The organism is Streptomyces sp. NPDC005752, from assembly GCF_040630715.1.
Lineage (GTDB): Bacteria > Actinomycetota > Actinomycetes > Streptomycetales > Streptomycetaceae > Streptomyces.
On sequence record NZ_JBEXYB010000085.1, the window covers coordinates 1 to 4,172 of the forward strand.

2 protein-coding genes are annotated in these 4,172 nt (G+C 70.7%); both read right to left on the bottom strand.

The window, feature by feature from the left end; all coding sequences use genetic code 11:
• Window positions 1-1,808 (bottom strand): beta-ketoacyl synthase N-terminal-like domain-containing protein (locus tag ABZ441_RS33405; RefSeq protein ID WP_358981152.1); only part of this gene is annotated, 1,808 nt, incomplete at its 3' end.
• An 81-nt stretch (window positions 1,809-1,889) separates the two neighbouring features.
• Window positions 1,890-4,172: SDR family NAD(P)-dependent oxidoreductase (locus ABZ441_RS33410; RefSeq protein ID WP_358981155.1), on the bottom strand; the 2,283-nt coding region annotated here is incomplete at its 5' end.

Below are 4,172 nucleotides of genomic sequence, written 5' to 3' on the forward strand. Positions count from 1 at the left end.
TCAAACGCACCACACACCTCATCAAACACCTCACCAAACCCAGGCAACACCATCAACCCACGCCCCATACCCAACCGCTGCGACCCCTGACCCGAAAACAGGAAAGCCACCGAACGACCCGGCGTCACCACCCCCGACACCGTATTCACCGCCCCCTCACCCGACACCACACCCGCCAGACCCCGCAAAAACTCCTCCCGCTCCCCAGCCACCACCACCGCACGATGCTCCAACGCCGCCCGCGACGACACCAACGACCAGCCCACCACACCCGCGGACACATCCGAACCAGCCACCAACTCACGCAACCGCCCAGCCTGCCCACGCAAACCCGCACCCGACCGACCCGACACCACCCACGGCACCACACCACCCACCACCGGCACAGCCGACACCCCCACCACCGGCTCCTCCACCACAACCGGCGCCTCTTCGATCACCACATGAGCGTTCGTGCCACTCACGCCGAAGGCCGACACTCCCGCCCGGCGGGGCCGGCCGGTCTCCGGCCACGGGCGGGCCTCCGTCACCAGCTCCACAGCACCCTTGGACCAGTCCACATGCGGAGTCGGCTCATCCACATGCAACGTCGACGGCACCACACCGTTCCGCATCGCCATCACCATCTTGATGATCCCCGCGACACCTGCCGCAGCCGCCGTGTGGCCGACGTTGGACTTCACCGACCCCAGGAGGAGAGACCGGCCTTCGGGGCGGTCCTGCCCGTAGGTGGCCAGCAGGGCCTGCGCCTCGATCGGGTCGCCGAGGGAGGTGCCCGTGCCGTGCGCCTCCACGACGTCCACCTCGGACGACGCAACGCCCGCATTGGCCAGCGCCTGGCGGATCACCCGCTGCTGCGACGGACCGTTCGGCGCCGTCAGACCGTTCGACGCACCATCCTGATTCACCGCCGAACCCCGCACCACAGCCAGCACCCGGTGCCCCTTGCGCACCGCATCCGACAACCGCTCCACCAACAGCACTCCCACGCCCTCGCCCCAGGCGGTGCCGTCCGCACCGGCTGCGAAGGCCTTGCACCGGCCGTCGAGCGCGAGCCCCTGTTGCTTGCTGAACTCGGTGAACATGCTGGGTGTCGCCATGACCGTCACACCGCCGGCGAGCGCCATGGTGCACTCCCCCTTCCGGAGCGCCTGCGCAGCCAGGTGCAGGGCGACCAGCGAGGACGAGCACGCCGTGTCCACCGTGATCGCCGGCCCCTCCAGCCCGAGGGTGTAGGCGATCCGGCCGGACGCGACACTCGCGGCGTTGCCTATCCCTACGTAGCCCTCCACCTGCTGCTGCGGCTGGCCGAGCAGCAGGTTGGCGTAGTCCTGACCGTTGGTGCCGACGAACACGCCTGTCCGGCTGCCGCGGATCGAGAGCGGGTCGATACCGGCCCGCTCGAAGACCTCCCAGGAGGTCTCCAGCAGGAGCCGCTGCTGGGGGTCCATCGCTAAGGCCTCGCGCGGCGAGATACCGAAGAACTCCGGGTCGAACTCGTCGGCGTCGTAGAGGAAGGATCCCGACCGGGTGGCCGACGTACCCGACCCGTCAGGATCGGAGTCGAACAGCGTGGCCAGGTCCCATCCCCTGTCGGTGGGGAACGAGGAGGCGGTATCGGCTCCGGCGGCCAGCATCCGCCACAGGTCCTCAGGAGAGGCAGCGCCTCCGGGGAAGCGGCAGCTCATCCCCACGATGGCGATGGGCTCCCGTTCGGCGTCCTCGACCTCGCGCAGCCGCCCGCGGACTTTGTGCAGGTCAGCGGTGACCCGCTTGAGGTAGTCGAGAGTCTTGTCTTCGTCACCCATGATCGATCCCATCCGCGTCTATCGCCATCGTCTGCTCTTTCACCGCTCGCACCCGCGGGCGCGGAGCGCCCTGCGGGCGATTCAGATTCCGAGCTCGTTGTCGATGAAGTCGAAGACCTCATCCCGCGTCGCGGACTGAATGTGTTCGGCCGTCCCGGCGGCGCCGGCAGCCTCACCGGTTCCGGTGCCCCATCGGGCGACCAGGGCGTCCAGCCGGGCCGCGATGCCCGGGTGCGCGGTGTCACCCACACCGGCCGCGACCGCCACGAGCCGGCTCTCCAGCCTGTCGATCTCGGCGAGGACCGAGTTTTCGGTGACCTCGTCCACGTCCCAGGCAGCCCTCAGGTGTGCGGCGAGTTCGCGTGGCGTCGGATAGTCGAAGATCGACGTCGCGGGCAGCAGCAGTCCGGTGGCCCCGTTGAGCCGGTTGCGGAACTCGACGGCGGCCAGCGAGTCGAAGCCCAGGTCACGGAAGGGTTTGTCCGCAGCTATCCCGTCCGCGTCGGGGTGCCCGAGCACGACCGCCGCATGGGTACGGACCACCTCGACCAGTGCGTGCTGCCGCTCGGCCCCGGAGAGCCCGGCGAGCTGATCGTCCAGCCGCGACACCGTTTCCGTGTCGGACTTGACGGCCGCCTGCGACTGCCGGACCTCCGGGATCTGGTCGAGCAGGGTGCTCGGCCGCCCCGAGGTGAACGACAGCGTGAAGCGTTCCCAGTCGATGTCCGCCACGGTGAGGAAGGACTCGTCGTGGTCGAGTGCCTGCTGGAGCAGGGCGAGTGCGGACTCCGGGGCGAGAGAGCGTACTCCGCGCCGGCGGAGCTGTGCCTCGGCGTCGTCCCGTGCGGCCATGCCGCCACCGCCCCACGGTCCCCACGCGACCGAGGTCGCCGTCCGGCCCTGCAACCGGCGTCGCACGGCCAGCGCGTCCAGGTAGGCGTTGGCCGCGCCGTAGACGCTCTGGCCGGCGCCGCCCCAGACACCCGCGGTCGAGGAGAACAGGATGAAGGCGTCGAGGTCGACGTCGGCGAAGACCTCGTCGAGGTTCCGGGCGCCATCGGACTTTCCGCCGCTGATCGCGGCCAGTTGCTCGGGGCCGGTCTCGCTGATCGGGCTGGACTGCGAGATACCCGCCGTGTGCACCACTGCGCGGATCTCGACACCGGTGGCGGCGAGTCCGTCGACGAGGGCGACCAGTGCGTCCCGGTCCGCGACGTCGCAGGCGGCGATCGTCACCTCGGCTCCGAGGCGGGTGAGTTCGGCCTCCAGCGCGGCGGCTTCCGGAGCTGTCGAGCCCCGGCGGCTGGTCAGCACCAGGTGCTCGGCCCCGGCCCCCGCCAGCCAGCGAGCAACGTGCGCGCCCAGTGCGCCGGTGCCGCCGGTGACGAGGACCGCGCCCCTCGGCGTCCACCGGGTATCGACCGACCCTGCGGGCTGTGGCACCCGGGTCAGCCGGCGGGCCAGCAGGCCCCTGGTCCGGACCGCCACCTGATCCTCCCCCGTGGCGCCTGCCAGAACTGCGCACAGCCGGGTGAGGGCAAGGTGATCGAGGTCGGCCGGCAGGTCGACCAGCCCTCCCCACCGGTCGGAGTGCTCCAGGGCGACGACCCTGCCGAAGCCCCAGATCCGCGCCTGATCGGGACGGATCTCCCGATCGGCCCCGACGGCGACCGCGCCCTGGGTGGCGCACCACAGGGGCGCCTTGACGTCGAGGTCACCCAGTGCCCGCACCAGGGCGAAGGACGAGGCCAGAATCAGGGACGTATCCGGTGCGTCGGTCAGCGACAGCAGCGACAGAACGCCCCGCAGGGGTTTGTCCGGGAGGGCATCGCGCAGAGGATCGACGACCGGCTTCCCGGGGGTGACGTCCGCCCTCACGACGTCCACACCCTGTCGCGCCAGGGCATCGGCACAGGCGTCGGCGGCGGGGCCGCCCGCCGTGACCACCAGCCAGGTACCGGTCGGCAGGGCTACGGGCTCGGTGACCGACTGCCACGTGACCCCGTAGCGCAGGTCGTCCAGGACCGAACGCTCCCGGGACCGCCGGCGCCAGTCCGACAGCATCGGCATCAACTCCCGCAGCGGGGCCCGCCGGTCGTCCGCGTCGACACCGAGCGTGTGAGCCAGACCCTCCACGTCCTCGCCTTCGACGGCGGACCAGAACGCGTCGTCCACCGCCGAGCCCGGCGCCTGCTCCAGGTCCTGCGCGGCGTCCAGCCAGTAACGCCGGCGGTCGAAGGCGTATGTGGGCAGGTCCACCAAGGCGGTGGGCGTCAGCGTGGGCCAGACCACAGCCGTGCCCCGGGTGTACAGATGAGCCAGCGCCCGCGTCAGCGTCGAGACCTCATCCTGCCCGGAACGAAC